21 protein-coding genes, 1 pseudogene and 1 riboswitch are annotated in these 26,343 nt (G+C 71.6%); of the genes and pseudogenes, 9 read left to right on the top strand and 13 right to left on the bottom strand.

The annotated features are described in order from the left end of the window. The first annotated feature begins 84 nt into the window (after positions 1-84). On the top strand, positions 85-888 hold the full coding sequence (locus ACFWJX_RS25415; protein ID WP_383247383.1) for a VOC family protein: 804 nt from the start codon (positions 85-87) through the stop codon (positions 886-888). Between the two features lie 22 nt (positions 889-910). Here the strand turns inward: ACFWJX_RS25415 and ACFWJX_RS25410 are convergent, their stop codons facing one another. From ACFWJX_RS25410 to ACFWJX_RS25395, 4 genes are read right to left on the bottom strand one after another with little or no spacing between them, the layout of a single operon-like run. After that, complete coding sequence (locus tag ACFWJX_RS25410) at positions 911-1,558, bottom strand: thymidine kinase (RefSeq protein ID WP_383247380.1); 648 nt, start codon at positions 1,556-1,558, stop codon at positions 911-913. A gap of 55 nt (positions 1,559-1,613) precedes the next feature. After that, positions 1,614-2,804 (bottom strand): alkaline phosphatase family protein, encoded by a 1,191-nt coding sequence (locus tag ACFWJX_RS25405; protein ID WP_383247377.1) that lies wholly within the window; start codon positions 2,802-2,804, stop codon positions 1,614-1,616. Beyond that, entirely contained in the window at positions 2,804-3,391 is a 588-nt protein-coding gene (locus ACFWJX_RS25400) for a DUF5998 family protein (RefSeq protein ID WP_383247374.1), read from the bottom strand. The genes ACFWJX_RS25405 and ACFWJX_RS25400 overlap by 1 nt, the downstream gene beginning before the upstream one ends. A gap of 52 nt (positions 3,392-3,443) precedes the next feature. Then, a complete protein-coding gene (locus tag ACFWJX_RS25395; RefSeq protein WP_383247371.1) occupies positions 3,444-6,371 on the bottom strand; it encodes a GNAT family N-acetyltransferase in 2,928 nt (975 codons plus the stop codon). A gap of 178 nt (positions 6,372-6,549) precedes the next feature. Here ACFWJX_RS25395 and ACFWJX_RS25390 point away from each other — a divergent pair, with 178 nt between their 5' ends. Further along, entirely contained in the window at positions 6,550-6,831 is a 282-nt protein-coding gene (locus ACFWJX_RS25390; protein ID WP_383247368.1) for an HPr family phosphocarrier protein, read from the top strand. Positions 6,832-7,045: 214 nt separating this feature from the next. Here the strand turns inward: ACFWJX_RS25390 and ACFWJX_RS25385 are convergent, their stop codons facing one another. The 4 genes from ACFWJX_RS25385 to ACFWJX_RS25370 all read right to left on the bottom strand — a co-directional run bounded on the left by ACFWJX_RS25385 (position 7,046) and on the right by ACFWJX_RS25370 (position 11,862). After that, complete coding sequence (locus ACFWJX_RS25385) at positions 7,046-7,738, bottom strand: GntR family transcriptional regulator (RefSeq protein ID WP_319251686.1); 693 nt, start codon at positions 7,736-7,738, stop codon at positions 7,046-7,048. A 188-nt stretch (positions 7,739-7,926) separates the two neighbouring features. Next, on the bottom strand, positions 7,927-8,682 hold the full coding sequence (locus tag ACFWJX_RS25380; RefSeq protein WP_383247364.1) for a M23 family metallopeptidase: 756 nt from the start codon (positions 8,680-8,682) through the stop codon (positions 7,927-7,929). Between the two features lie 13 nt (positions 8,683-8,695). Further along, a riboswitch (cyclic di-AMP (ydaO/yuaA leader) is annotated at positions 8,696-8,863 on the bottom strand. Positions 8,864-9,124: 261 nt separating this feature from the next. Next, complete coding sequence (locus ACFWJX_RS25375) at positions 9,125-10,513, bottom strand: M16 family metallopeptidase (RefSeq protein WP_383247361.1); 1,389 nt, start codon at positions 10,511-10,513, stop codon at positions 9,125-9,127. Further along, the gene (locus ACFWJX_RS25370; protein ID WP_383247358.1) at positions 10,510-11,862 is read right to left on the bottom strand and encodes a M16 family metallopeptidase; all 1,353 of its coding nucleotides are present in this window, start codon (positions 11,860-11,862) and stop codon (positions 10,510-10,512) included. Before ACFWJX_RS25370 ends, ACFWJX_RS25375 begins: the two co-directional genes overlap by 4 nt. A 336-nt stretch (positions 11,863-12,198) precedes the next feature. On the opposite strand from ACFWJX_RS25370, the gene ACFWJX_RS25365 reads away from it, so the two are divergent. Further along, positions 12,199-14,655: a DNA topoisomerase (ATP-hydrolyzing) subunit A gene (locus ACFWJX_RS25365; RefSeq protein WP_383247356.1), complete on the top strand. Its 2,457-nt coding sequence runs from the start codon at positions 12,199-12,201 to the stop codon at positions 14,653-14,655. On the opposite strand, the gene ACFWJX_RS25360 is transcribed toward ACFWJX_RS25365, so the two are convergent. Further along, on the bottom strand, positions 14,652-15,767 hold the full coding sequence (locus ACFWJX_RS25360) for a CobW family GTP-binding protein (protein ID WP_383247353.1): 1,116 nt from the start codon (positions 15,765-15,767) through the stop codon (positions 14,652-14,654). The two genes, ACFWJX_RS25365 and ACFWJX_RS25360, sit on opposite strands and share 4 nt — an antisense overlap. 320 nt (positions 15,768-16,087) lie before the next feature. Here ACFWJX_RS25360 and ACFWJX_RS25355 point away from each other — a divergent pair, with 320 nt between their 5' ends. Continuing rightward, positions 16,088-16,639 (top strand): DUF6082 family protein, encoded by a 552-nt coding sequence (locus tag ACFWJX_RS25355; protein WP_383247350.1) that lies wholly within the window; start codon positions 16,088-16,090, stop codon positions 16,637-16,639. A 140-nt stretch (positions 16,640-16,779) separates the two neighbouring features. Then, on the top strand, positions 16,780-17,016 hold the full coding sequence (locus ACFWJX_RS25350) for a hypothetical protein (protein WP_086772214.1): 237 nt from the start codon (positions 16,780-16,782) through the stop codon (positions 17,014-17,016). Between the two features lie 220 nt (positions 17,017-17,236). Here ACFWJX_RS25350 and ACFWJX_RS25345 read toward each other — a convergent pair whose 3' ends face one another. Then, positions 17,237-18,400, bottom strand: a complete 1,164-nt coding sequence (locus tag ACFWJX_RS25345; RefSeq protein ID WP_383247347.1) for a citrate synthase/methylcitrate synthase — start codon at positions 18,398-18,400, stop codon at positions 17,237-17,239. A gap of 98 nt (positions 18,401-18,498) precedes the next feature. Between ACFWJX_RS25345 and ACFWJX_RS25340 the strand changes: the two genes are divergently transcribed. The 4 genes from ACFWJX_RS25340 (at position 18,499) to ACFWJX_RS25325 (ending at position 23,305) form a co-directional block, all read left to right on the top strand. Continuing rightward, the gene (locus ACFWJX_RS25340; RefSeq protein WP_383247345.1) at positions 18,499-19,755 is read left to right on the top strand and encodes a citrate synthase; all 1,257 of its coding nucleotides are present in this window, start codon (positions 18,499-18,501) and stop codon (positions 19,753-19,755) included. A gap of 133 nt (positions 19,756-19,888) precedes the next feature. Further along, a complete protein-coding gene (locus ACFWJX_RS25335) occupies positions 19,889-20,830 on the top strand; it encodes a sucrase ferredoxin (protein WP_383247342.1) in 942 nt (313 codons plus the stop codon). Positions 20,831-20,957: 127 nt separating this feature from the next. After that, a complete protein-coding gene (locus ACFWJX_RS25330) occupies positions 20,958-22,628 on the top strand; it encodes an ATP-binding protein (RefSeq protein WP_383247338.1) in 1,671 nt (556 codons plus the stop codon). Beyond that, complete coding sequence (locus ACFWJX_RS25325; protein ID WP_383247335.1) at positions 22,625-23,305, top strand: response regulator; 681 nt, start codon at positions 22,625-22,627, stop codon at positions 23,303-23,305. Before ACFWJX_RS25330 ends, ACFWJX_RS25325 begins: the two co-directional genes overlap by 4 nt. Positions 23,306-23,467: 162 nt before the next feature. Here ACFWJX_RS25325 and ACFWJX_RS25320 read toward each other — a convergent pair whose 3' ends face one another. From ACFWJX_RS25320 to ACFWJX_RS25310, 3 genes and pseudogenes are all read right to left on the bottom strand, one after another. Then, complete coding sequence (locus ACFWJX_RS25320) at positions 23,468-25,060, bottom strand: cation acetate symporter (protein WP_383247332.1); 1,593 nt, start codon at positions 25,058-25,060, stop codon at positions 23,468-23,470. Continuing rightward, on the bottom strand, positions 25,057-25,617 hold the full coding sequence (locus ACFWJX_RS25315) for a DUF485 domain-containing protein (protein WP_383247329.1): 561 nt from the start codon (positions 25,615-25,617) through the stop codon (positions 25,057-25,059). Before ACFWJX_RS25315 ends, ACFWJX_RS25320 begins: the two co-directional genes overlap by 4 nt. Positions 25,618-25,696: 79 nt before the next feature. Further along, positions 25,697-26,162 (bottom strand): annotated as a pseudogene (locus ACFWJX_RS25310) (DNA-binding response regulator); the annotation flags it as partial. Positions 26,163-26,343: the final 181 nt, after the last annotated feature.

The raw sequence follows: 26,343 nt of genomic DNA, 5'->3' as shown, positions 1-26,343 counted from the left end.
CACCGTGGGCGGTGCGACCATCGGCCCGGGAGCCGGAGTGCGGAAGCGACGCGGCCACCGCGAGTGGCCGAGGAGAGAGTGACGATGCCCGAGGCACGTGGGCCGGCCGGCCTGAACGGCGAAGCACACGCTCGGTACGCGCCCGGCACACCCTGCTGGGTGAGCCTGATGGTGCATGGATTGACGGCAACCCAGGAGTTCTACGGCGAGCTGTTCGGTTGGGAGTTCCACCCCGGTCCGCACCAACTCGGCCCGTACGTACAGGCGCTGCTCGACGGCCGTGAAGTGGCCGGCATCGGCCAACTCCCCCCGGACCGCCATCTTCCCGTGGCCTGGACGCCCTACCTCGCCTCCGACGACGTGGACACCACTGCCGAAACGGTGCGCCTCAGCGGCGGCACGATCGGCGTCGGTCCGCTGGACGCCGGCGAGGCCGGACGCCTGGCCATCGGCTCCGACCCGGCCGGCGCGGTCTTCGGCATCTGGCAGGCGGCGGACCACCTCGGCACGGACATCACGGGCGTGCACGGCACCCCCGCCTGGAACGAGCTGCTGACCTTCGAGTCGGCGAGCGTCGTCAAGTTCTACGAGACGGTGTTCGGCTACCGCCGGGAGACGGTGGGGCCCGACGATTTCGACTACGTCACCCTGCACATCGCGGACCGCCCGGTCGCCGGAGTCCACGGGCTGGGCAACGCGCTGCCCCGGGACCGGGGACCGCACTGGATGACGTACTTCGAGGTGGGCGACGCGGACGAGGCGGTCGCGCGGGTCGTCGGCCTCGGCGGCCGGCTCCTCTCGCCGGCACAGGAGAGCGCGCACGGGCGCGTGGCGACGGTCGCCGATCCCGAGGGGGCCCGCTTCGCCCTGGTCCAGGAGCCTGCCTGAGGCCTGCGCGACACCTACCGCGCTAGACCTGCTGCACCGGCAGCACGTCCGGGGACAGGACCGCCGCGTGGGCCGACGCGGCCGTCATGCGGCGGCGGTGGTGGCGTCGGCACAGGACCTCGTAGCCGACGGTGTCGGCCTGGTCGACGTCGCCGATGACGACCTGGGCGCCCTCGACGACCATCACTCCCCCGACCGTGCGGGCGTTGTGCGTGGCGCGGGCGCCGCACCAGCAGAGGGCCTCGACCTGGAGGACCTCCACCCGGTCGGCCAGTTCGACGAGCCGCTGGGAGCCGGGGAACAGCTTGGAGCGGAAGTCGGTCGTGATGCCGAAGGCGTAGACGTCGATCTCGAGGTCGTCGACCACGCGCGCGAGCTGGTCGATCTGCGCCTCGGCGAGGAACTGCGCCTCGTCCGCGATCACATAGTCCGCGCGGCCGCCCTGCGAGAGGTGGTCGACGAGGTAGCCGTACAGGTCCTGGCCGTCCTCGACCTCCACCGCGTCGGTCACCAGGCCGAGGCGGGAGGACAGCTTGCCCTCGCCCGCGCGGTCGTCGCGGGTGAAGATGATGCCCTGGAGTCCCCGCGCGGAGCGGTTGTGCTCTATCTGGAGAGCCAGCGTGGACTTCCCGCAGTCCATGGTTCCGGAGAAGAACACCAGCTCGGGCATGGGGAGTCGAGCACCTTTCGGTGGGGTTTCGGGGGCATGGGCGGCGCGACGGGCTTCAGGAGCGTACTTCGAGCAGCGGGACGAGCTGTTCGGCCGGGGTCATGGAGCCGTGGTTGCCGACCATGGCCGACTCCTTCGGCTCGCGCTCCGACGCGATGAGCAGGACGTCGTCCCGGGCGGCCGCGACCACGTCGCCGAGGCGGGCGTACACGCGCTCGTCGATGTGCGGGCCGAACCAGCCCGCGGCGATCGCCTCGTCCCGCGACGCCACCCAGAACTGCTCGCCGAGCACCTCGCGCCAGCAGGTCAGGACGTCGTCCTGGGCGCCCGGTACGGCGTAGACATGGCGGGCGCGGCCCTCGCCGCCCAGCAGGGCGACGCCGGCGCGCAGTTCCCAGTCCGCGTCGAAGTCGATGCGGTGGTCCTCGTCGAAGGGCACGTCGACCATGCCGTGGTCGGCGGTCACGTAGAGCGCGCTGCGCGGCGGGAGCTGTTCGGCGAGGCGCTGGACGAGCCGGTCGACGTACATGAGCTGGCCGCGCCAGGTGTCGGAGGAGACGCCGTAGCGGTGTCCGGCGCCGTCGAGTTCGGCGTAGTACGTGTAGACCAGGGACCGGTCGCCGGCCGCGAGCTGCTCGGCCGCGAAGTCCATCCGCTCCTCGCCGGTGAGGCGCCCGTGGAACGTGCCGCCGCTGAGGGCGACCTTGGTGAGCGGGGTGGTCTGGAAGTGCGGCGAGGACACCTGCGCGGCGTGCACCCCGGCCGCGTCGGCCAGCTGGAAGACCGTGGGGTACGGCTGCCAGGCCTGCGGCGAGGTCCAGGGCTGCCAGCGGAGCTGGTTCATCAGCTCGCCGGTGGCCGGATTGCGCACGGTGTAGCCGGGCAGGCCGTGCGCGCCCGGCGGGAGGCCGGTGCCGACGGAGGCGAGGGAGGTCGCGGTGGTCGCCGGGTAGCCGGCGGTGAGCGGGCGCCCGGTGCCGCCGCGGGAGCTGCCGAGGAGGCTGTGCAGGTAGGGCGCCTCGTCGCGGTGGGCCTTGATCTGCTCCCAGCCGAGGCCGTCGATCAGGAAGACGCAGTTGCGGTCGGCCGGGGTCAGTTCCGGGATCGCCGCGGTCATCTCCGGGACGCCCATGCCGGCGGCCAGCGTGGGCAGCAGGTCGGCGAGCGAGCCGGAGCCGTACTCGGGAACGGGTGCGGAGGAGACGGCGAGGGGTTCCGGGTCGTCCCAGACGGCGGGCTGGGCCATTACGCGGTCAGATCCGCGGTCGCCTCGGAGAGCGACTGGGCGAAGGCGAGGGTCTGGCGCACCGTGTCCGGGCCGTCCCCGGCCTCGCTGACGCGCAGGCTGAGGTCGTCCGCCGTCGAGCTGCCGGTGTAGCCGTGGTCGGCGTCGCAGTTGGGGTCGCCGCAGGCGGCGGGCTCCAGGTCGATGCGGGAGACCGCGCCCCAGCCGATCGTCAGCACGACCTCGCGCGGCAGGCTGCCCGGCGTGTACGACTCCGGATTGGCGACCACGCGGCTGAGGACGACCGACGAGATCCGGCTGATCTTCACGGACTCGGTCGAGGTGGTGGCGTACGGCGTCGGGGAGGTGGTGTCGGCGGCCTGCTCGTCGGTGTGGCTGACGATGAAGCGGTTGCCGGTGAGGACCAGCACGGTCACGTGCCGGCGTACTTCGTTCTGGTCGAACGTGGTCTCCTGGTGGACCAGGTACGACCGGATGGGCTCGCCGCCGACGGCGGCCTCCACCGCCTCGGCCACGAGGGCCGGGTAGTAGCCGCTGCGCTCGATCGCCGCACGCAGCCCCTGGGTCGTCGTACTGGTCTTGGCCATGCCCTCCATCCTACGGGGACCCACTGACTGCGAGGGACCGGTGACGGCCCCTTCAGTAGGCGGGAAGCGTCCGCGGGCCGAGGTCGTCCCGGGCGGGCGGTGGCGCGAGGCGGACGGAGGCGCCGAGAACGCTCAGGCCGTGCGGGGCGACGACGACCGGCTCCAGCGTGACCGCGACGACCTCCGGGTGGTCGTCGACCAGGCGGGACACCCTGAGCAGCAGCTCCTCCAGGGCGGGGGTGTCGACCGGCGTCGAGCCGCGCCAGCCGAACAGGAGGGGTGCCGTCCGGATCGACCGGACCAGGGAGGTGGCGTCCCGGTCGGTGACCGGGATCAGGCGGTGCGCCATGTCACCGAGCAGCTGCGAGGCGGCCCCGGCGAGCCCGAACGACAGTACGGCTCCGGCCGCCGGGTCGATGACCGCCCGGACGACGGTGTCCACCCCACGCGGAGCCATCACCTGCACCACCGGGCGCAGCTCGTGCGGGGCACCGAACAGCTCGGTCAACTCGGTGTACGCCCGCCGCAGTTGTTCCTCGTCGGCGAGGTCGAGGCGGACGCCGCCCAGGTCGGCACGGTGACGCAGGTGGGGGGCGGTGGCCTTGAGGGCGACGGGGTAGCCGAGGGCGGCGGCCGCCTGTACGGCCTCGTCCGGGGTGGGCGCAGGGATGGACCGGCGGACGGGGATGCCGTACCGGCCGAGCAGGTCGCAGGTCTCGTCGGGGCCGAGGGTGAGGCCCTGCCCGCGCGCGAGGAGCCTGCCGATGAGGGCGGCGGCGCCCTTCTCGTCGATGTCCTCGTGCTCGGGCACCTTGCCGGGGTCGGCCGCCTCGCGCCGCCACTGCGCGTACTTCACGGCCTCGGCGAGGGCGCGGACCGCGCGCTCCGCGGCGGGGTAGGCGGGGATGAGGTGGGCGCCCTCGGGGGCCTCGGCTGCTGCCTCCGCGGCGGGGGCGGGGGGCGTGCCGGTCGCGGTGGGCGCGGTCGGCGTCGTGCCGGGCCCCGTCGTCCCGGGCCCCGTCGTCCCGGGCCCCGTCGCTCCGGGGGCCTTCGTCCCGGTCCGGGGCGCCCCGGGCTCGGCCGCTCCCGTGTCCGGCGTCGCCGTGCGCGCGCGTGGGGCCGTGCTCGTCGCGGCCGACAGGGCCGCCGCGAGGCCGCCCAGCTCCACGTGCACCACGAGCACCGGCTTGGCGGGGCCGGCGGCCGCGGCCGAGCGCAGCGCCTGTGCCAGTTCCGAGTCGCCGGGGGACGCCTCGCCGATCGCCGGGATCGCGGTCACCACGACCGCGTCGCACGTCTCGTCGGCCAGGGCGCGCGCCAGGGCGGAGTGGAAGTCCTCCGCCGACGCCTCCGTGGTGAGGTCCAGAGGCGGCTGCGGGCGCAGCCCTTCGGAGAGGCACGCGTCGTACGTCAGCAGCCCCAGCGACTCCGAGTTGCCGAGGATGCCCACGCGCGGTCCTCGCGGCAGCGGCTGGCGTGCCAGCAGCAGGCCCGCGTCGACCAGTTCGGTGATGGTGTCCACGCGGATCACGCCCGCCTGCCGCAGCAGGGCGGACACCGTGGCGTGCGGCAGCCGCGTGGCCCGTACGGCGTGGCCCTGGGGGGCGGAGCCGGCGCCCTGGACCACCACCAGCGGCTTGGCCGCCGCCGTACGCCGTGCGAGACGGGTGAACTTGCGCGGGTTGCCGATGGACTCCAGGTACATCAGGGCGACGTCGGTGTCGGGGTCGTCGTACCAGTACTGGAGGACGTCGTTGCCGGACACGTCCGCGCGGTTGCCGGAGGAGACGAACGTCGACACGCCCGTGACGCCCGTCACGCCACCGCCGCGCCGGTGCAGCCGGGACAGCAGGGCGACGCCGATGGCGCCGGACTGGGCGAACAGGCCGATCCGGCCGGGCCGCGGCATCTGCGGGGCCAGCGACGCGTTCAGCCGAACCCGCGGGGAGGTGTTGATGACCCCGAAGGCGTTGGGGCCGATGATCCGCATTCCGTACGCGCGCGCGTGCCGCACCAGTTCGCGCTGACGCTCTCGTCCGTCGGGGCCGCTCTCGGCGTACCCGGCGGCGAGGACGACGAGTCCCTGCACGCCGTGCTCGCCGCACTCGGTGACGACTTCGGGCACGTGGTCGGCCGGGACGGCGACGACCGCGAGGTCGACGTGTCCGTCGATGTCCCGCACCGAGCGGTGGGCGGGCACGCCGTCGAGTTCCTCGAGGTCCTCCGGGAACGCCTTGTTCACGGCGTACAGGGCTCCGGTGAAGCCGGCCTCCCGCAGGTTGCCGAGGACGCTGCGGCCGACGCCGCCCGGGGTACGGCCGGTGCCGATGACGGCGACCGAGCCGGGCACCAGCAACCGCCGTACGGAGTGGGCCTCGGCGCGCTGTTCCCGCGCGCGCTGCACGGCCAGGGAGCGTTCGGTGGGTTCGAGGTCGAACTCCAGACGGACGACGCCGTCCTCGAAGCTGCGCTTCTGGGTGTAGCCGGCGTCCGTGAACACCTTGATCATCTTGTTGTTGGCGGGGAGCACCTCGGCGGCGAACCGTCGGATGCCGCGCTCACGCGCGACAGCCGCGATGTGTTCGAGGAGGGCGGAGGCGACGCCCCTTCCCTGGTGGGCGTCCTGCACGAGGAAGGCGACCTCGGCCTCGTCGGCGGGGGCGGTGGCGGCCATGCCGTCGGCCCCGATGCGGTCGTAGCGTACGGTGGCGATGAACTCGCCGCCGACCGTGGCCGCGAGTCCCACCCGGTCCACAAAGTCGTGGTGCGTGAAGCGGTGGACGTCCTTCGCGGACAGTCGCGGGTAGGGCGCGAAGAAGCGGTAGTACTTCGACTCGTCCGACACCTGCTCGTAGAAGCTGACCAGGCGCTCGGCGTCATCGACGGTGATGGGGCGGATGCGCGCGGTGCCGCCGTCGCGCAGCACCACGTCGGCTTCCCAGTGGGCGGGATACTCGTGGCGGTCCGACGCGCTCTGCATGGGCCCCAGAGTACGGCTCGCGTACGACAACGGCGCGAGGCAGTCTGTGGTGGGACGGAGGTCGGATCGAGGCCGCGATCCGACGACCGCACCGGGACGGGACATACGGACCGTCCTCACACGCTTCACGTGTGGAACACTGGTCTAGACAACCTGAGACACTGAAGGGCAGCATCACATGGCTGAGCGCCGCGTCAACGTCGGCTGGGCCGAGGGCCTCCACGCCCGCCCCGCTTCCATCTTCGTCCGAGCCGCCACGGCCGCAGGCGTCCCGGTGACGATCGCCAAGGCGGGCGGCAACCCCGTCAACGCGGCCTCCATGCTGGCCGTCCTCGGCCTGGGCGCCCAGGGCGGCGAGGAGATCGTCCTCGCCTCCGAGGCCGAGGGTGCGGACATCGCCCTCGACCGGCTGGCCAAGCTGGTCGCCGAGGGTCTCGAGGAGCTTCCCGAGACTGTCTGAGCCGGCTGCCGCTCACGGCAACCACGGAGCCGCGTCGCCCCATCCGGGTGGCGCGGCTCCGCTGCTTTCCGGACCCGGATGGAATTGCCGGAGGCATGCCTGAAATAGTCCGCAGGCATGCGAAGGGCGCGCCACCAAAATGCGGGGCGCGCCGGAAAAAGAGCAGCGGAAATATCTCTCCGCCGAATTCCCTTCTTTGTATACGGCCCTCCTGTTAATGCCGGAGGCCGGACATGTTTACGACGTGTTGCGAAGTCCTCACACGGTCCTGGCGGTCGCCGCCGGAAAAGCGCAGCCGGTGCGCGGAGGTCGCGCGCTCGGTGTGCAGCGCCGTGACCGCCCGCGCGCGCTCCGCGTCACCGCGCGCCACCGCGTCCACGATCGCGCCGTGCTCCGCCCAGGACTCCACCGGACTGGCCGGCGCCTCCACCGCGTACATCCAGGAGATCTTGTGCCGCAGCTGGGTGAGCGTCGAGGTCAGGGCGTGGCTGCCGGAGGCCTGTGCGAGGGTCTCGTGGAACCAGCCCCCCAGGGAGCGCAGATCCTCGCTGTTGCCCCGCCTGGCGCGCTCCTGGCCCAGCCGGACGAGGCCGCGGAGCACCTTGAGATGCGCCTCGGTGCGCCGCTGGGCGGCCCGGGCTGCGCCGAGCGGCTCCAGCAGCATGCGCATCTCCAGCAGGTCGGCGGCCTCTTGCTCGGTCGGTTCGGCGACGCACGCGCCCGCGTGCCGCCGCGTGACGACGAAGCCCTCCGCCTCGAGTGTGCGCAGGGCCTCCCGGACGGGGACACGCGAAACGCCGTAGCGGCGCGCGAGGAGTTCCTCGGTGAGGCGGCTGCCACGCTCGTAGACACCCGCGACGATGTCGTCCCGGATGGCCGTGCACACCGAGTGCGCCGGAATACGCATGACCGACCTCCGCCTTAATCCCCGTGAAACGTCGACGATTGACGTGTGTTCCGTGACTCTATTGCAATCAGCGGGAATTTCCGATGGCGGGCCGGAATCCATGGATATTTTTTGGACAGCACGGTCCCTGAAACGACGAAAGCCCCGGCCACGAGGGCCAGGGCCATACGATCTGTCGCGGTACGTCGTCAGATGTTCACGCCGTGCGTGCGGAGGTAGGCGGCCGGATCGATGTCCGAGCCGTACTCCGCGCTGGTGCGGGCCTCGAAGTGCAGATGCGCGCCGGTGACGTTGCCGGTCGCGCCGGACAGGGCGATCTGCTGGCCGGGAGCGACCTTCTGGCCCACCGAGACGCCGATGGACGACAGATGGCCGTACTGGGTGTACGTGCCGTCGTTCATCCGGATCACGACCTGGTTGCCGTAGGCGCCGCCCCAGCCGGCCTCGACGACGGTGCCGAGGCCCACCGCGCGCACGGGGGTGCCGCTGGAGGCGTGGAAGTCGATGCCGGTGTGGCTGCCGGAGGACCACAGGGAGCCGCCGGACCGGTAGCCGGTGGAGACGTAGGAGCCGCTGATCGGCGACACGAAGGTGTTCAGGCGCTCCCGCTCGGCCGCGCGGGCGGCACGGACCCTGGCCTCGCGCTCCGCCTTGGCCTTCGCCGCGGCCTGGGCGGCGGCCTCCTTGCGCTCGGCCTCCTGCGCGGCGGCCTGCTTCTGCGCGGCGGCCTGGTCGTCGATCTGCTCGGCGACCGTGTCGCCGATGCTGACGACCGGGATGAGGCCGGTCTGCTCGGCGGGGTTCTCCGCGGCGAGGGCGGAGCTGGAGGCGACGGCGCCGATGACACCGGTGGTGGTGAGCGCCGCGATGCCCGCCGCACGGGCGGTGGTGCGCTTCATCCGGCTGGGACGACGGTGCTTCCCGGTGGCGCAAGTGGACGCCATGTAGTTGAGCGGTCCTTTCCTTCCCTCTCGCCTACCGGGTTAGCTGACGGGTTCGGAGCAGGAAGGTCTCCTACGGACCCCCTCGCGAAACGCGCGGGCGTCCGATTCACCCCAGGGACTGCCTAGTTGGGTCCCCGGCTCCCCTGGCTCGCGCCATGCGGGGACTCGGCGATGACTGTCCGGTGCCGCGGTTGCGGCGCACTGCCTGACGAACAGCCCGGTTGAAACTAGACGCGGCGGCCGTCAATCCCCAAACAGAACACGGCTTTTGTAGCGCATGCCACAGGGCAGACAGGCAACCTTTCTCCCAATTCGGACATCAAGGGGCCCTGGTGGCACATCCGTCCACCAGGGCCCCTTCGCGCGCGGCGCCGCGTCCTGCTCCGCGGTCCGCGGTCCGCGGTCCGCTCAGCGTTCCTGTTCCGCGATCTCCTCCGGCGCTCTACTCCGCGGAGACGACCTTCACCTCACCGATACCGAGGGCCTCGACCGGCGCCTTGATCGCGGCCGCGTCGCCGACGAGGACCGTCACCAGGCGGTCCACCGGGAAGGCGCTCACTACCGCCGCGGTGGCCTCCACGGTGCCGGTCGCGGCGAGCTGCTGGTACAGCGTCGCCTGGTAGTCGTCGGGCAGGTGCTGCTCGACCTGGTCGGCCAGCGTGCCCGCCACGGCGGCGGCCGTCTCGTACTTCAGGGGCGCCACCCCGACGAGGTTCTGCACGGCGACGTCACGTTCGGCGTCGGTCAGGCCGCCCTCGGCGAGGGTGCGCAGCACCTTCCACAGGTCCTCCAGCGCGGGACCGGTGTTCGGCGTGTCGATGGAGCCGCTGATGGCCAGCATCGCGGCGCCCGAGCCGTCCGGCGCGGACCTGAGGACCTGCCCGAAGGCGCGCACGCCGTAGGTGTAGCCCTTCTCCTCGCGCAGGACGCGGTCCAGCCGGGAGGTGAGGGTGCCGCCGAGGCAGTACGTGCCGAGCACCTGCGCGGGCCACACGCGCGCGTGCCGGTCGGCGCCGATGCGGCCGATCAGCAGCTGCGTCTGGACGGCGCCGGGGCGGTCCACGATGACGACCCGTCCGGTGTCGTCGGCGGTCACCGGCGGCACCGGACGCGGCTGGCCCGCGGAGCCCGTCCAGGCGCCCAGGGTGTCGCCGAGGAGTGCGTCGAGATCGACACCGGTGAGGTCGCCGACGACCACGGCGGTGGCCGTGGCGGGGCGGACGTGCTTCTCGTAGAAGGCGCGTACGGCGGCGGAGTCGATCTTCTCCACGGTGTCCGCGGTGCCCTGGCGCGGGCGCGACATGCGCGCGGTCGCCGGGAACAGCTCCCTGGAGAGTTCCTTGGCGGCACGCCGGGACGGGTTGGCCAGCTCGTGCGGGATCTCGTCCAGACGGTTGCGGACGAGTCGCTCGATCTCGCTGTCGGCGAACGCGGGCGCCCGCAGCGCATCGGCGACGAGGCCGAGGCCCTTGGCCAGGCGGGAGACCGGAACCTCCAGGCTCAGGCGGACGCCGGGGTGGTCCGCGTGCGCGTCGAGGGTCCCGCCACAGCGCTCCAGCTCGGCGGCGAAGTCCTCGGCGGAGTGCTTGTCGGTGCCCTCGGAGAAGGCCCGCGCCATGATCGTGGCGATGCCGTCGAGGCCGGCCGGCTCGGCGTCCAGGGGCGCGTCGAGGATGACCTCGACGGCGACGACCTGCTGGCCGGGGCGGTGGCAGTGCAGGACGGTCAGGCCGTTGTCGAGCGTCCCGCGCGCGGGGGCCGGGAACGCCCAGGGCCTGGCCTCGCCCGCCCGGGGCTGGGGGTGGAAGTCCATCGCGGCGAGCTCGGTCACTGGGCCGCCTCCTCGTTCTCGTCCTCGTCGGCGGTGTTCTCGGCGGGCTCGGTGGGCTCGTAGACCAGTACGGCGCGGTTGTCGGGGCGCAGGCGGGCCCTGGCCGCCTCCCGGACCTCTTCCGCGGTGATCTCCAGCACTCGCTGGACGGCGGTCAGGGCGAGCTGCGGGTCACCGAACAGCACCGCGTACCGGCACAGTTCGTCGGCGCGGCCGGCGACCGTGCCCAGGCGGTCCAGCCACTCGCGCTCCAACTGGGCCTGGGCGCGCTCCATCTCCTCGTCCGTGGGGCCTTCCTCGGCGAACCGGGCCAGCTCCTCGTCGATGGCCGTCTCGATGACGGGCACCTCGACGTCGCCGGACGTCTTGACGTCGAGCCAGCCCAGGGAGGGCGCGCCGGCCAGGCGCAGCAGGCCGAAGCCGGCCGCCACGGCCGTACGGTCGCGGCGGACCAGGCGGTTGTACAGGCGGGAGGACTCGCCGCCGCCGAGCACGGTGAGCGCCAGGTCGGCCGCGTCGCACGCACGCGTGCCGTCCTGCGGCAGCCGGTAGGCGGCCATCAGCGCGCGGGCCGGGACCTCCTCCTCGACGACCTCGCGCAGCTGTTCGCCGATGATGTCGGGCAGCGAGCCGTCACGGGGCTGGGGCTTGCCGTCGTGGGCGGGGATGGAGCCGAAGTACTTCTCGATCCAGGCGAGCGTCTGCTCCGGGTCGATGTCGCCGACGACCGACAGGACGGCGTTGTTGGGCGCGTAGTACGTGCGGAAGAACGCGCGGGCGTCCTCCAGCGTCGCCGCGTCCAGGTCGGCCATCGAACCGATCGGCGTGTGGTGGTACGGGTGGCCCTCCGGGTAGGCGAGGGCGGTCAGCTTCTCGAACGCCGTGCCGTAGGGGACGTTGTCGTAGCGCTGGCGGCGTTCGTTCTTGACGACGTCGCGCTGGTTCTCCATCGATTCGTCGTCCAGCGCGGCGAGCAGGGAGCCCATGCGGTCGGCCTCCAGCCAGAGGGCGAGCTCCAGCTGGTGGGTGGGCATGGTCTCGAAGTAGTTGGTGCGCTCGAAGCTCGTCGTGCCGTTGAGCGAGCCTCCCGCGCCCTGGACCAGCTCGAAGTGACCGTTGCCCTTGACCTGGGCGGAGCCCTGGAACATCAGGTGCTCGAAAAGGTGAGCAAGGCCGGTACGGCCCTTGACTTCATGGCGCGAGCCGACGTCGTACCAGAGACACACCGCCGCGACGGGGGTCAGGTGGTCCTCGGAGAGCACCACGCGCAGGCCGTTGGCCAGGCGGTGCTCGCTCGCTGTCAGGCCCCCGGAGCCTGCCTGGGCTGTGGCCGTGTGACCCATGGGCATGTACGTCCTTCCGATCGCGGACGCGGTCGTCGAAACCGCGGTTTTCCTGCCGGTCCTGCCACTGTATGCAAGCGTGCGGAGCGGCGGCGAAGTTCCCGGGCGGCGTACGCCGAGAGCGAGATCGCGTAGCCTGCGGGCAGCCGTGGACGAGGTGCCTCTCCGGCCGGTCCGGTCGCCGACGCCCGGACCCTGGGACGCGCTGTCAGTGCCACGGTCCACAATGGTCCGCGTACATCCCGTCACACGCCTCAGCAAGAGTGAGCCGAAGGGCGCGCGTCGACACCGACGTGAGCGCCCCGCAGGCGAGCGACCAGGAAACAGGAGGAGCCGGCAGCGATGGCCCGCCGCAGCACGAAGACCCCGCCGCCCGACGACTCGTACGAGGAGCGGATCCTCGACATCGACGTCGTCGACGAGATGCAGGGCTCCTTCCTCGAGTACGCGTACTCGGTCATCTACTCCCGCGCCCTGCCGGACGCCCGCGACGGCCTCAAGCCCGTCCACCGCCGCATCGTCTACCAGATGAACGAGATGGGCCTGCGCCCCGACCGCGGATACGTGAAGTGCGCGCGCGTCGTCGGCGAAGTCATGGGCAAGCTGCACCCGCACGGCGACGCGTCGATCTACGACGCCCTGGTCCGCATGGCCCAGCCGTTCTCCATGCGCGTGCCCCTGGTCGACGGCCACGGCAACTTCGGCTCGCTGGGCAACGACGACCCGCCGGCCGCCATGCGGTACACGGAGTGCCGGCAGGCCGCGGCGACGAGCCTGATGACCGAGTCCATCGACGAGGACACGGTCGACTTCACCCCGAACTACGACGGCCAGGAGCGGGAGCCGGTGGCCCTGCCCGCCGCCTTCCCGAACCTCCTGGTCAACGGTTCCTCGGGCATCGCGGTCGGCATGGCCACGAACATGCCGCCGCACAACCTGGGCGAGGTCATCTCGGCCGCCCGCCACCTGATCCGCTTCCCGAACGCGGATCTGGACACGCTGATGAAGCACGTCCCGGGACCCGACCTGCCCACCGGCGGCCGGATCGTCGGCCTCTCCGGTATCAGGGACGCCTACGAGACGGGCCGCGGGACCTTCAAGATCCGCGCCACGGTGTCGGTGGAGACCGTGACGGCCCGCCGCAAGGGCCTGGTCGTCACCGAACTGCCCTTCGCCGTGGGCCCCGAGAAGGTCATCGCCAAGATCAAGGACCTGGTCGGCTCGAAGCGGATCCAGGGCATCGCCGACGTCAAGGACCTCACCGACCGCGCGCACGGGCTGCGCCTGGTCATCGAGATCAAGAACGGCTTCGTACCGGAGGCCGTCCTGGAGCAGCTGTACAAGCTGACGCCCATGGAGGAGTCCTTCGGCATCAACAACGTGGCGCTGGTGGACGGCCAGCCGCTCACGCTGGGCCTGAAGGAGCTGCTCGAGGTCTACCTCGACCACCGCTTCGAGGTCATCCGGCGGCGCAGCGAGTTCCGCCGGACCAAGCGCCGCGACCGCCTGCACCTGGTGGAGGGCCTGCTCACGGCGCTCGTCGACATCGACGAGGTCATCCGCCTGATCCGCTCCAGCGACAACAGCGCGCAGGCCAAGGAGCGCCTGATCGAGCGCTTCTCCCTGTCGGAGATCCAGACCCAGTACATCCTCGACACGCCGCTGCGCCGGCTGACCAGGTTCGACCGCATCGAGCTGGAGGCGGAGCAGGAGAAGCTCAACGAGGAGATCGCCGAGCTGACCCGGATCCTGGAGTCGGACGCGGAGCTGCGCAAGCTGGTCTCGGCCGAACTGGCCGCGGTCGCCAAGAAGTTCGGCACCGAGCGTCGTACGGTCCTGCTGGAGTCGGCGGGCACACCGGCCTCCACGGTGCCTCTCCAGGTCGCCGACGACCCGTGCCGGGTGCTGCTCTCCTCCACGGGTCTGGTGGCCCGTACGGCGAACGCCGAGCCCTTCGCGGAGGACGCGGACGCCCGGCGGACCAAGCACGACGTGATCGTGTCGGCGGTGCCGGCCACCGCGCGCGGGGAGATCGGCGCGGTCACCTCGACGGGCCGACTGCTGCGGATCAACGTCGTCGACCTGCCGCAGCTGCCGGACACCGCGTCGGCACCCAACCTCTCCGGCGGCGCCCCGCTGACGGAGTTCGTCCCCGTGGAGGGTGACGAGACGGTGGTCTGCCTGACCACGCTCGACGAGTCCTCGCCGGGCATCGCGCTCGGCACCGAACAGGGTGTCGTCAAGCGGGTGGTGCCCGACTATCCAACCAACAAGGACGAGCTGGAGGTCATCTCCCTCAAGGAGGGCGACCGGATCGTCGGCGCGGTCGAGCTACGCACGGGCGACGAGGACCTGGTCTTCATCACGGACGACGCCCAGTTGCTGCGCTTTCAGGCGGCGCACGTCCGCCCGCAGGGCCGTCCGGCCGGCGGTATGACGGGCATCAAGCTCACCGAGGGCGCGAAGGTGATCTCCTTCACGGCCGTGGACCCGGCTGCGGAGGCGGTGGTGTTCACGGTCGCGGGCTCGCGCGGCACGCTGGACGACTCCGTCCAGACGACCGCCAAGCTGACCCCGTTCGACCAGTACCCGCGCAAGGGGCGTGCGACCGGCGGCGTGCGCTGCCAGCGTTTCCTGAAGGGCGAGGACTGCCTGTCCCTGGCCTGGGCGGGGCCCGTCCCGGCACGGGCCGCGCAGAAGAACGGCACCCCGGTCGACCTGCCGGAGATCGACCCGCGCCGGGACGGCTCGGGCATGTCGCTGGGGAAGACGGTGTCGGTGGTGGCCGGCCCGGTCTAGGCCTCCTCGACGGCCTCTTCGCCGGTCTGTTCCTCGGGATCCTGTACGTAGCGAAGGACGCCCCACATGCCGCGCTCGTCGGCGTGCGGGGCGTCGTTCTCGCAGGCCCCCAGTTCTTTGGCGAGGGCGGCGGTGTCGATGCCGGAGCCGATGAGGACGAGCTGGGTGCGGCGTTCCTCGGCGGGGCCCCAGGGCTCCGGGTAGAAGCGCAGGAAGCGCCCGACGGCGTGTACGGCGTACCGGTTGGCGGGGTCGTGCGGCCCGAAGTCGACGTACCCCTTGATGCGGTAGAGCCCCTCGGGCCGGCTGTCGAGGAACGGCATCAACCGGCGCGGGTCCAGCGGGACTTCGGAGACGAAGGACAGGCTGTCGTAGGCGGTGTGCAGATGATCGACGTGATCAACGTGATCGCTGTGAGCGTCATGCCCGTCGTGGCCGTCGTGGCTGTCGCCGCCGTCCTGTCGGTGCAGGTCGTCGAAGGAGAGCTGCCCGACGCGCTCCTCGCTCGGCCGGCAGTCGAAGAGCAACTCGGGGTCGATACGGCCGTAGGTTGCCGGGACGACGGCTGCCCGGTCGGTGAGGGAGCGGACGAGGCCGAGGACGCGGTCGGCGTCGGGCGTCCGGTCGAGCTTGTTCACCACGACGAGGTCGGCGAGGGCGAGGTGCCGGTCGATCTCGGGGTGCCTGGCGCGGGTCTCGTCGAACTCGGCGGCGTCGACGACCTCGACGAGGCCGCCGTACACGATCCCCGGATGCTCGCTCGCGAGGACCATCCGGACGAGTTCCCCCGGCTCGGCGAGCCCGCTGGCCTCGATGACGATGACGTCGATGCCGGCGGAGGGACGCGCAAGGCGTTCGAGGTAGACGTCCAGCTCGCTGGCGTCGACGGCGCAGCACAGACAGCCGTTGCCGAGGGAGACGGTGGAGTCGCCGAGCGCGCCCGCCACGGCCATGGCGTCGATCTCGATGGAACCGAAGTCGTTCACGATCGCGCCGATACGGCTGCCTCCGCTGCGGTGGAGAAGGTGGTTGAGCAGCGTCGTCTTGCCGGAACCCAGGAATCCGGCGAGTACGACGACCGGGATCTGCTGCGGAGTGCGGCTCTGCGTCAACGTGCGACCTCTCTGACACCTACGCGTGCACCGGCTCGCGGCCCGGCGCACGGTCGAGGATTGAATGCGCAGTCAGGATACGAGCCGGAAGAATCACCGCTGAGTGAACGATTGTTAGCAGCGCTGGCGGGGCAGACGTTGGGCAAGGCGCCGTGGTGTGCAACCCTCACTTCCCTCCGTGCGCCTCCTCTCCGCCTCCCCCGCCGATCAGAGCCGCTCGGCACCCTGGGAGACGGCAAGCGCCGCCCACCGCTCGCCGGTCCCCGTCAGCCGACCCGCAACCGACGACCGGCTGGCGGTCGCCTGATTCGGGGGTTGACATGGCCACACGAAAGCACGCTGCGGGGAAGCTGGCATCCGCCACGCTCGGCCTGCTGCTCACGGCCGGCACGGCGGTGCTGGCAGCCCGGCACCGGTATCTCGAGACGGCCCGCCTGGACGAGCGCCGGCTGGAACTCGAGGAGCTGGCGTTCCGACGCAAGGCTCTGGCACATCAGCAGCGCATGCACTGGGAACTGCTGGCCAGGGCGATCGACGACCCGTCCCTCGCCGCGGTGATCGACACCTACGACAAGAGCATCCCGGCGGAGAAGCGCCGCCAGTTCCTGTACGCCAACGCGTGGTACGCCCACCTGTTCCACCTCTACCGCGCGGGCATCGTGGACCGGGAGGAGCTGTACACGTATCTGCGCGAGTTCTTTCAGAGCCCGCTGTTCCGGGAGTACTGGGAGGCTTCGCAGAGCCAGCGCGCGACCCTGAAGCAGTCGTCCGACGAGGCCAGGATCGGACACATGGTGGACGGCCTCGTCAAGGATCTCGACGAGGCCGACACGGACGAATGGTGGGTGGTGGGCAATCCGCCGACCGAGTGAGCGCGGCCCGCACCGCCGATCAGGTCAACTCCTGGGCGTCGTCGACACAACTTCAGCGATGCTGCCCCAACAACACCACCGGTCCCGGTACTTTTTGCTCTGCACTCTGCCCAGACCCTTCTGAAGGACCGGTACCCCTCTTGAAGATCGTGCGCCGCATCGGTGTGCCTCCGAGCGCCCGAGGCAGTAACTCGGGAGCCAACTGCCCGGATGTGTTCGAACTCAGTGACGGCAACTTCGCCGTCATCGGCACCGAGGCCACCGAGGCGCTGGACGGTGAACTGCCCGCGGACGCCGCACGCGCCGACTACGAACGCATCGTCGTCGTGAGCAGAGAGACCCTGATCCGCGCCAAGGCGGACATTCCCGACGCCTGACCCCACCGCACGAGCACGGTCCATCCGAAGACCCGTCCCGTCGCCCACCACCCCGGCCGCGCGCAACCGTTGAGCGAGCCGGCGGTCACCCGGCGAGCAGCCCGGCACCCCGTCCCTGCTCGATCACCACCGATGAGGCCTGGCGCCAGAACGGCACCAGGCCACATGCGTTCTCCGGGCCCCTTCAGGGGCGGACACACCGAGACGGTCGCACTCCGGCTCAGGCCGCCGACACGGGGACCGGCGCCCGAGGCCCCACGTAGCGCGCCGCGGGCCGGATGATCTTCTTGTCCTCCGCCTGCTCCAGGATGTTGGCGCTCCAACCGACGACACGGGCCGCCGCGAAGGTGGGGGTGAACATCTCTCGGGGCAGCCCGCACAGCTCCATGACGACTCCCGCGTAGAACTCCACGTTCGTGTGGAGTTCCCGGCCCGGCTTCAGCTCGGCGAGGATCGCCTCGACCTGCCGCTCGACCTCCACGGCGAAGTCGACGCGTGGTCCCCCGAAGCGCTGGGCGATCTCGCGGAGCATGCGCGAGCGCGGGTCCTCGGTCCGGTAGACGGCGTGACCGAACCCCATGATGCGATCCCCCGCCAGAACCCGCTCGCGGATCCACGAGTCGATGCGGTCGGGGGCGCCGATCGCATCAAGGGTGTCCAGCGCACGACTGGGCGCTCCGCCGTGCAGGGGGCCCGACAGCGCACCCACGGCGGCGACCAGACAGGCGGCCACGTCCGCGCCTGTCGAGGTGACGACCCGGGCGGTGAAGGTGGACGCGTTGAAGCCGTGGTCAATGGTGGAGATCAAGTATTGCTCGACGGCACGTGCCCGCTCCGGTTCCGGCTCGGCGCCGGTCAACATGTACAGGTAGTTCGCCGCGTACGAGAGATCCTCCCGCGGCTCGACGGGCTCGAGGCCCTTCCCCAGCCGGTACAGCGCGGTGATCAGCGTCGGTACGGCGGCGGCCGCGGCGAGGGTGTCCTCCCGGCGCCGGTCGGCGTCGGTGTCGTAGACCGGCCGGAAGCCCTTCGCGGCGCCGAGCAGCGACAGGGCCGTCCGCAGGCCGACGAGCGGCTCGGCGTGCGCGCCTGCCGCCGCGATGGCCGGCAGGGCCGTCGCCACCTGGCCGGGAAGCCTCCGGAGAGTCGCGGTCTCGGCGGCGAAGGCGGCGGCGCGGGGTGCGTCCGGCAGGTCGCCGTGGACGAGGAGATGCCAGACGTCCTCGAACGGGCGGCTGTGGGCGAGGTCGACGGCCGAGTACTGGCGGTAGTGGTAGAAGCCCTCGCGTCCCCGGACGTCACCGACCTCGGTGTCGGCGACAACGACACCGGCAAGTCCTCGCGGTACCTCGACGAGTGTGGCTGCGGACCTGTTGACGGACATGGTTTCCTCCTTGAACTTGATTTGACTGTCCATGATTGACTGAATCTCTGTCAATATTGATTGAATCAATATATGCTTCCTGTGGATACGGTGACCTCATGCGCGATCAGGAACCCGGCCCCGGCCACCCGGAACGACGGCTGACCACCAAAGAGGCCGCCGAGTTGCTCGGCGTGAAGCCCGAGACCGTGTACGCGTACGTCAGCCGCGGCCAGCTCAGCAGCCGGCGCGTGCCCGGCGGCCGGGGCAGCACGTTCGACGCTCAGGAGGTCGAGACGCTCGCGCGGCGCAACAGGCGGGAGAGCAACGGGAGTCCGGGCACGGGCGCCGAGCAGTCCGTACGCACCCGCCTCACGCTCATCGACCAGGACCGGTACTACTACCGGGGCGTAGACGCGACCGAACTGGCGGCCCGGCACTCGTACGAAGAGGTCGCCGAGTGGCTGTGGACCGGCCGGATGCGGACCGGAGCCACCTTCACCGCACCCCGGGCCTCCGTCGAGGCCGCCCGCCGCGCGGTCGACTCGCTGCCCGAACACACCGGTCCCACCGACCGGTTGCGCGTCGCCGCGATCGCCGCCGCGGTGGTGGACCCGCTCCGCTTCGACCTGTCCCAGGACGCGGTGCTCGGCGCCGCCCGCAGTCTCATCCCGACCCTCGTCGCCGCCCTGCCGCCGAAACTGCCCACCCACCGGGACGGCGGCTCCCTGGCACAGCGGCTGTGGGGACGGCTCAGCTGGCAGCCCGCGGCGGAGGCGCCGCTGCACATCCTGGACACCGCGCTCGCCCTGCTCGTCGACCACGACCTGGCCGCGTCGACGCTCGCGGTGCGGGTGGCGGCCAGCGCCCGCGCACACGCCTACGCGGCCGTCACCGCCGGTCTCGGAGTGATCGAGGGCCCCCTGCACGGCGCGGCGAGCGGGCTCGCGCACCGGCTGGTGCTCGAAGTGCTCGACCAGGGCTCCGCGGGACCCGTGATCGCGGAGGAGCTGCGGGCCGGCCGCCGCATCCCCGGCCTGGGACACCGGCTCTACGCGCAGGAGGACCCCCGCGCGCGTGCCCTCTTCGCCCTTCTGGAAGAGATCCCCGAAGCGGCGCCGGCGCTGGCCGCCGCCCGCGACATCGTGGCCACGACCGCCCGGCACACCCCGCTGCACGCCAACGTCGACCTCGCGCTGGCCGTCCTCACCGCGTCCTGCGGGATGGAGGCGTCGGCGGGCGAGACCGTCTTCGCCGTCGCCCGGACGGCGGGCTGGATCGCGCACGCACTGGAGGAGTACGGCGAACGTCCCCTGCGCATGCGTCCGAGCGGCCTCTATGTGGGCCCCAAACCTCCCCGGCCGCTCCCGGAGTAGGTCCGCCGGACCGGCTGAACAGGCGCAATGCCACGGTTGCCAGGGGTCGGGCGGCACGCGCGCGCGTGCCGCCCATCGGGACACATGCCCGACCGGAAGTCGCTGCGGGCGAAGTCAGGTTAGGCTCACCTCTGTGAGTACGTGCACGACCGTCTCGCGGGACCTCGACGAGCCCATGGCCGGGACCGCGGCGACGGCGACGACCTGGCTGCTGCTGGAGCAGCCTGGCCCCTGGGGTGCCAAGGCGCTCACGTCGAGCCACCTGGACCCCTCGCTGGGCCGCGCCCTCGAGGCCGCCGCGCAGGGCACCGGCGTTCGCGTCGCGCTCATCCGGCGCCCCGGTCCGCACGCCGACCTCGGCACCGCTTCCCACCGCAAGGTGTACGCGGCCCACACGGTCCCCGGCAGAGTGTGGTTGCGCAGCGCCACCACCGATGACCCCGGCCGGCTGCTGGACCTCGACTTCGCCGCGCTCGGCCGAGGTGACCACCACACCTTCGACACGGCACTCCACGGCCGCCCCCACACCGGCGACCCGCTCGCCCTCGTCTGTACCAACGGCAAGCGCGACCGCTGCTGTGCCCTCCTCGGCCGTCCCCTCGCCGCCGAACTGTCCGCGTCGGGCGTCGACGGTGTCTGGGAGGTCACCCATCTGGGCGGTCATCGGTTCTCACCGACCGTGCTCGTCCTGCCGTACGGCTACGCCTACGGCCGCGCCCAGGCCCACTCCGTGAAGGAGGTACTGCACGGCGCCCAGGAGGGCCGTGTCGTCGTGGAGGGGTGCCGCGGGAACTCGGCGTGGGAACGGCCCGGTCAGGCGGCGGAGCTGGCCGTGCGGACGGCGACCGGCGAGTACGCGGCCGAGGCTCTCAGCGTCGTCCGTACGCAGGGCGAGGCGCCGCGCTGGGAGGTGACCGTCGCCCACGTGGACGGTCGGCACTGGCGGGTGGTCGTTGCCCAGGGCGCTTCCCTGCCACCCCGCCCGGAGAGCTGCGGGGCGGCGGTCCTCGGGTCACCCGCGCGGATGGACGTGGTGGCGGTGCACGCACTCAGGGCGGCGGCGCTGGTCGGCTGATCGGCCGGTCCGTCACGATCGATCTCGCCCCGAGGTGATCGCGGAACCGTTTCCTCTTGAGTCGATCAAGAGATCCACACGACACGCCACTACGGTTCTTCCGGCCCGCCCACGTACCGTCGTGGGTATGAGCCCCACTCCCCCCGTCCGTCGCCTGCGCCTCGGGATGCCCCGGCGCGTGTTCTCGCAGATCCTGCTGATGCAGCTGGCGATCGCCGCGGGAGTCGTCGTGCTCGCGACCGGTCTGTTCCTGGCCCCGCTCAGCGACCAGCTGGACGACCAGGCCATGCGCCGCGCGCTCGCCATCGCCCAGACCACCGCGGCCGTACCGCAGATCACCGAGGACCTTCAGCACACACCGCCGTCGGTCGACGGACCCGTGCAGCAGGCGGCGGAGCGGATCCGCAAGGCGAGCGGGGCCGAGTACGTGGTGGTGATGGACCTCCGCGGCACGCGCTGGTCCCACACCGAGCCCCAGGAGGTCGGCGGCCACGTTTCGACGGACCCCAGCGAGGCCCTGGCCGGCCGGGACGTCATGGAGATCGACAACGGCACGCTGGGCCGCTCGGCCCGCGGCAAGGTGCCCCTGCGCGACGACGACGGCAGGATCGTCGGGGCGGTCTCGGTCGGCATCGAGTACGACAGCGTGCGCGCCCGGCTGATCCACGCCATCCCGGGGCTGTTCGCCTACGCGGGAGGCGCCCTCGCCGTGGGTGCGCTGGCCGCCTGGCTGATCTCCCGGAGGGTCCAGCGACAGACCCGTGACCTGGCGTTCTCCGACATCTCGGCGCTGCTCTCGGAACGGGAGGCGATGCTGCACGGCATCCGGGAGGGCGTCGTCGCCCTGGACCGGACGGGCCGCGTCCGCCTGCTGAACGACGAGGCACAGCGCCTCCTGGGCATCGGTGAGGAGGCGGTGGGCCGGTCACCGGACGAGGCGCTCGGTGAGGGCCGTACGTCCGACGTCCTGGCCGGCCGGGTGACCGGCACGGACCTGATCGCCGTCCGGGGACAGCGCGTGCTCGTCGTCAACCGGATGCCCACCGACGACGGCGGTGCCGTGGCCACCCTGCGGGACCGCACCGAGCTGGAGCAACTGGGGCGGGAACTCGACTCCACGCACGGGTTGATCGACGCCCTGCGTGCCCAGGACCACGAGCACGCCAACCGCATGCACACGCTCCTGGGGCTGCTCGAACTGGAGATGTACGACGACGCCGTGGACTTCGTCGACGAGGTGGTGGGCGACCACCGGGCCACCGCGGAGCAGGTGACCGAGAAGATCGGGGATCCGCTGCTCGCCGCCCTGCTGGTCGGCAAGGCGACCGTGGCGGCCGAGCGTGGCGTCGCCCTGTGGATCTCGGACGGCACGCGGCTGCCCGACCGGCTGGTCGACCCGCGCGGGCTGGTGACGGTCGTCGGCAATCTGGTGGACAACGCGCTGGACGCCGTGGCCGGCACTCCGCACGCGCGCGTGGAGGTCGAGTTGCGGACCGAGGGCCGTAGCGCCGTGCTGCGGGTGCGGGACACGGGGCCGGGAATCCCGGCCGAGCATCACGAGTTGATCTTCACCGAGGGGTGGTCCACGAAGAAGCCGCCGGCCCACGGCAAGCGGGGCATCGGCCTCTCCCTGGTGCGCAGGCTCGCCGAGCGGCAGGGCGGCGGCGCGTCCGTGAGCGATGCTCCCGGCGGGGGCGCCGAGTTCACCGTCGTACTGCCCGAGGCCCTGACCGAGGCCGAGCTGGAACCCGCCCTGGCCGCACCCGCACAGAGCACCGTCGAGGAGGAGGCCCGATGATCGAGGTCCTGGTCGTGGACGACGACATCAGGGTCGCCCAGGTCAACGCCGCCTACGTCGAGAAGGTGCCGGGCTTCCATGTCGCCGGCGAGGCGCACAGTGCGGCCGAAGCGCTCCGCCAAGTGGAACTGCTGCCGCGGCTCGACCTGATCCTGCTCGACCACTACCTCCCCGACGAGACGGGTCTGGAGGTCGTGCAGGAGATGCGCAGGCGCGGCCACCAGACCGACGTGATCATGGTGACGGCCGCGCGGGACGTCACGACGGTGCAGGCAGCGATGCGGCAGGGCGCTCTGCAGTACCTGGTCAAGCCGTTCAACTTCGGGGGCCTGCGCGGCAAGCTGGAGGCGTACGCGGAGCTGCGCCGCACGCTCGACAGCGGCGGCGAGGCCGAACAGGCCGACGTCGACCGCATCTTCGGCGCCCTGTCCGCGCCGTCGGAACCGGGGCTGCCCAAAGGGCACTCCCCCACCACGGCGGAACTCGTGCGCCAGTCCCTGATGAACGCGGAAGGGCCCCTGTCCGCCCAGGAGATCGCCGAGCGCACCGGGGTGAGCCGCCAGACCGCCCAGCGCTATCTGAAGCTGCTGGAGCGCACGGGCAGAGCCCGGCTCACCTTGAAGTACGGCGACGCGGGCCGCCCGGAACACCGGTACGTGTGGGCGACCCGCGGCTGAGGTACGCCTGCTGGGGCGGGGACGGACCGGGCGTCAGTCCGTCCCCGCCCCAGGTGTCGGCCTGTTGCTTTGTCGACTAATTCCGTCGTGCAGGTCCGGCCTGGGCCGCACCATGCCGGCCGACCGGCACCGCCCGCGAGTCCGGCATGACCCGAACAGGTCTTAAACCGCCCCCGCGCCCGTCAGCGACCGGACCTCGGTCTCCGCGTGCTTGGCCTTGTCCGGAACCTCCGTCGAGGTGACCGTGCCGAGCCAGCCGGCGAGGAAGCCCAGTGGGATCGAGACGAGTCCCGGGTTCTGGAGCGGGAAGATCTGGAAGTCGACGTCGGGGAAGATCGACTGGGGGCTGCCCGACACGACGGGCGACAGCACGACGAGCACCAGGGCCGGAACCAGCCCGCCGTAGATCGCCCAGACTGCGCCCCGTGTGGTGAAGCCCCGCCAGAACAGCGAGTACAGGAGGACCGGCAGATTCGCCGACGCGGCGACGGCGAAGGCGAGTCCGACCAGGAAGGCGACGTTGAGATCGCGGGCCAGCAGGCCGAGACCGATCGCCACGACACCCATGCCGACGGCGGCGATCCGCGCGACGGTCACCTCGCTGCGCGGTGCGGCGTGCCTGCGTCGCAGCGAGGCGTACAGGTCGTGGGCCACCGACGCCGAGGAGGCGAGCGTGATCCCCGCGACCACGGCGAGGATCGTGGCGAAGGCGACGGCCGCCACGATCGCGAACAGCACCGTCCCTCCGGTGGAGCCGGCTCCACCCCCCAGGTCGAGGGCCAGGAGCGGAACCGCCGTGTTCCCCGAGGCGTTGGAGCCGCGTACGGCGTCCGGGCCGACGATCGCCGCCGCACCGAAGCCGAGGACGATCGTCATCAGGTAGAAGCCGCCGATGAGTCCGATCGACCAGACGACGGAACGCCGGGCGGCCCGCGCCGTCGGCACGGTGTAGAAGCGCGACAGGATGTGCGGCAGCCCCGCCGTGCCCAGCACCAGTGCGAGCCCCAGGCTCATGAAGTCGAATCGGGCGATCCAGTCCCCGCCGTACTTCAGGCCGGGCGCCAGGAACGCGGCTCCGTGCCCGCTGCGCTCGGCGGCCGTGCGCAGCAGCCGGTCGAAGTCGCCGTGGAAACGCACCAGGACGAGCACGGTGAGCACGATCGTGCCACCGAGCAGCAGGACCGCCTTCACGATCTGGATCCATGTGGTGGCCCGCATCCCTCCCAGCGACACATAGATCACCATGAGGGCGCCGACGCCGATCACGGCCCACGCCTGGGCCGCCTCGCCGGTGTCGCCGAGCAGGAGCGCGACGAGGCTGCCCGCACCCACCATCTGCGCCACCAGGTAGAGAACGGACACGGTGACCGAGGCCGTCCCCGACGCGATCCGCACGGGGCGTTCGTTCATCCGCGCGGCAATGACGTCGGCGAGCGTGAAGCGCCCGCAGTTGCGCACCAGTTCGGCCACGAGGAACAGCACGACGAGCCAAGCCACGAGAAAGCCCACCGAGTACAGCAGACCGTCGTAGCCGAAGAGGGAGATGAGCCCCGAGATACCCAGGAAGGAGGCGGCCGACATGTAGTCGCCCGCGATGGCAAAACCATTTTCCATGGGGGAGAACAGCCGTCCGCCCGCATAGAACTCCTCCGCCGAACCCTGCCGGCTGCGACTCACCCATGTCGTGATTCCCAGCGTGATCGCGACGAAGACACTGAACAGCAGCAGCGCCAGCGTCTGATGGTTGCCGGTCACACCACACCGCCCCGTGCCTCACGCGTCAGTTCCTGGGTGTCCCAGCGCAGTTCGAGCGCCGCGCGGTCCCTGTGCAGCCGTGCGTGGCGAGAGTAGGCCCAGGTGAGCAGGAACGTGCTGAGGAACTGCCCGAGCCCCGCGAGGAGCGCCACGTTCACCGCGCCCCACACCGGACGGGCCATGAATCCGGGTGCGGTCGTCGCCGTCACGACATAGGCCACATACCAGAGGAAGAACACGATGACCGCGGGAATCACGAACCGCCGGTATCGGCTGCGGACCTCCTGGAACGCCTCGCTGCGCTGCACCTCGACGTAGACCTGAGCCGCCGCGGCGGCCCGGTCCGTACGCTCCCGACGCGCTCCCGGAACCTCGGACACGGGCGTGTTCAGGGTGCCCGCCTCGCCCCACCCCGAGGCGAGCGCGTCGTACCACGGGTCCTCGTACCGCATGTCCCCCGGTGTCTCGGCGGACGCCGGGCCCATGCCTTGCCAATGGTCGCCCGGACTCTCGGAACCGTGCTCGCTGCCGCGGGCACGGCCGTTGCTTGACTGCATGCCCAAGGATGGACAGAACGGGAAGATCCCTGACTCTTCTTCCCCGCGCGCTTCACTCCATCAGGTGACGAAGGGCCGTTCACCCCGTCGGCGGCCGCACCAGCCCCTTCCTGAACGCGTGGAGCACCGTCTGTGTCCGGTCGTTGATCCCGGTCATCGTGAACATGTTGTTGATGTGGGTCTTCACGGTCGCCGTGGACACCTGCAGTTGGCGGGCGATCTCCTGATTGCTGCGCCCTTCGGCGATCAGGACGAGCACCTCCGTCTCCCGTGCGGTCAGCCCGTCGGGCGGACCGGACGGGCGCCGCCGGCTCCGGCTCGGGCGCCGAGAGACGCTTCAGCAGCCGCCGTTGGACGCCCGGCGACAGTCCCGCGTCCCCCGGCAGGACGCTCTGCACGGCCCGCACGATCTCGTCGCCACCCGCGTCCTTGGTGAGGTGACCGCGTGCACCCGCTCTGAGCGCGGGGAACAAGGACGCATCGTCCCCGAAGGTCGTGAGCACCACGACCTGAGTGCCGGAGTGCTCGGCCCGGATGCGCCGGGTCGTGGGTGGATCTCCGCTGGCCGCGCCCTCCACCTATGGGTGGAGGCTCCCTGACTCCCTGACGGCGACAGCCGGGAACCCGGGCGGGGGGGGGCGGGGGGCCCCCGGCGCCCCCCCCCCCCCCCCACCCCCCCCCCCCCCCCCGGGGGCGGGCCCCCGGGAACCCCCCCGGCCCCCCCGG

It is taken from the genome of Streptomyces sp. NPDC058335 (assembly GCF_042723915.1).
Taxonomy (GTDB): Bacteria; Actinomycetota; Actinomycetes; order Streptomycetales; family Streptomycetaceae; genus Streptomyces.
This window is presented reverse-complemented; position numbering and strand designations above follow the sequence as displayed.

What these genes read in the sequence shown, in the direction of transcription:
- ACFWJX_RS25415 (WP_383247383.1), top strand. Translation starts at nt 85, where the DNA reads ATGCCCGAGGCACGTGGGCCGGCCGGCCTGAACGGCGAAGCACACGCT.
- ACFWJX_RS25410 (WP_383247380.1), bottom strand. Translation starts at nt 1,558, where the DNA reads ATGCCCGAGCTGGTGTTCTTCTCCGGAACCATGGACTGCGGGAAGTCC.
- ACFWJX_RS25405 (WP_383247377.1), bottom strand. Translation starts at nt 2,804, where the DNA reads ATGGCCCAGCCCGCCGTCTGGGACGACCCGGAACCCCTCGCCGTCTCC.
- ACFWJX_RS25400 (WP_383247374.1), bottom strand. Translation starts at nt 3,391, where the DNA reads ATGGCCAAGACCAGTACGACGACCCAGGGGCTGCGTGCGGCGATCGAG.
- ACFWJX_RS25395 (WP_383247371.1), bottom strand. Translation starts at nt 6,371, where the DNA reads ATGCAGAGCGCGTCGGACCGCCACGAGTATCCCGCCCACTGGGAAGCC.
- ACFWJX_RS25390 (WP_383247368.1), top strand. Translation starts at nt 6,550, where the DNA reads ATGGCTGAGCGCCGCGTCAACGTCGGCTGGGCCGAGGGCCTCCACGCC.
- ACFWJX_RS25385 (WP_319251686.1), bottom strand. Translation starts at nt 7,738, where the DNA reads ATGCGTATTCCGGCGCACTCGGTGTGCACGGCCATCCGGGACGACATC.
- ACFWJX_RS25380 (WP_383247364.1), bottom strand. Translation starts at nt 8,682, where the DNA reads ATGGCGTCCACTTGCGCCACCGGGAAGCACCGTCGTCCCAGCCGGATG.
- ACFWJX_RS25370 (WP_383247358.1), bottom strand. Translation starts at nt 11,862, where the DNA reads ATGCCCATGGGTCACACGGCCACAGCCCAGGCAGGCTCCGGGGGCCTG.
- ACFWJX_RS25365 (WP_383247356.1), top strand. Translation starts at nt 12,199, where the DNA reads ATGGCCCGCCGCAGCACGAAGACCCCGCCGCCCGACGACTCGTACGAG.
- ACFWJX_RS25355 (WP_383247350.1), top strand. Translation starts at nt 16,088, where the DNA reads ATGGCCACACGAAAGCACGCTGCGGGGAAGCTGGCATCCGCCACGCTC.
- ACFWJX_RS25345 (WP_383247347.1), bottom strand. Translation starts at nt 18,400, where the DNA reads ATGTCCGTCAACAGGTCCGCAGCCACACTCGTCGAGGTACCGCGAGGA.
- ACFWJX_RS25340 (WP_383247345.1), top strand. Translation starts at nt 18,499, where the DNA reads ATGCGCGATCAGGAACCCGGCCCCGGCCACCCGGAACGACGGCTGACC.
- ACFWJX_RS25330 (WP_383247338.1), top strand. Translation starts at nt 20,958, where the DNA reads ATGAGCCCCACTCCCCCCGTCCGTCGCCTGCGCCTCGGGATGCCCCGG.
- ACFWJX_RS25325 (WP_383247335.1), top strand. Translation starts at nt 22,625, where the DNA reads ATGATCGAGGTCCTGGTCGTGGACGACGACATCAGGGTCGCCCAGGTC.
- ACFWJX_RS25315 (WP_383247329.1), bottom strand. Translation starts at nt 25,617, where the DNA reads ATGCAGTCAAGCAACGGCCGTGCCCGCGGCAGCGAGCACGGTTCCGAG.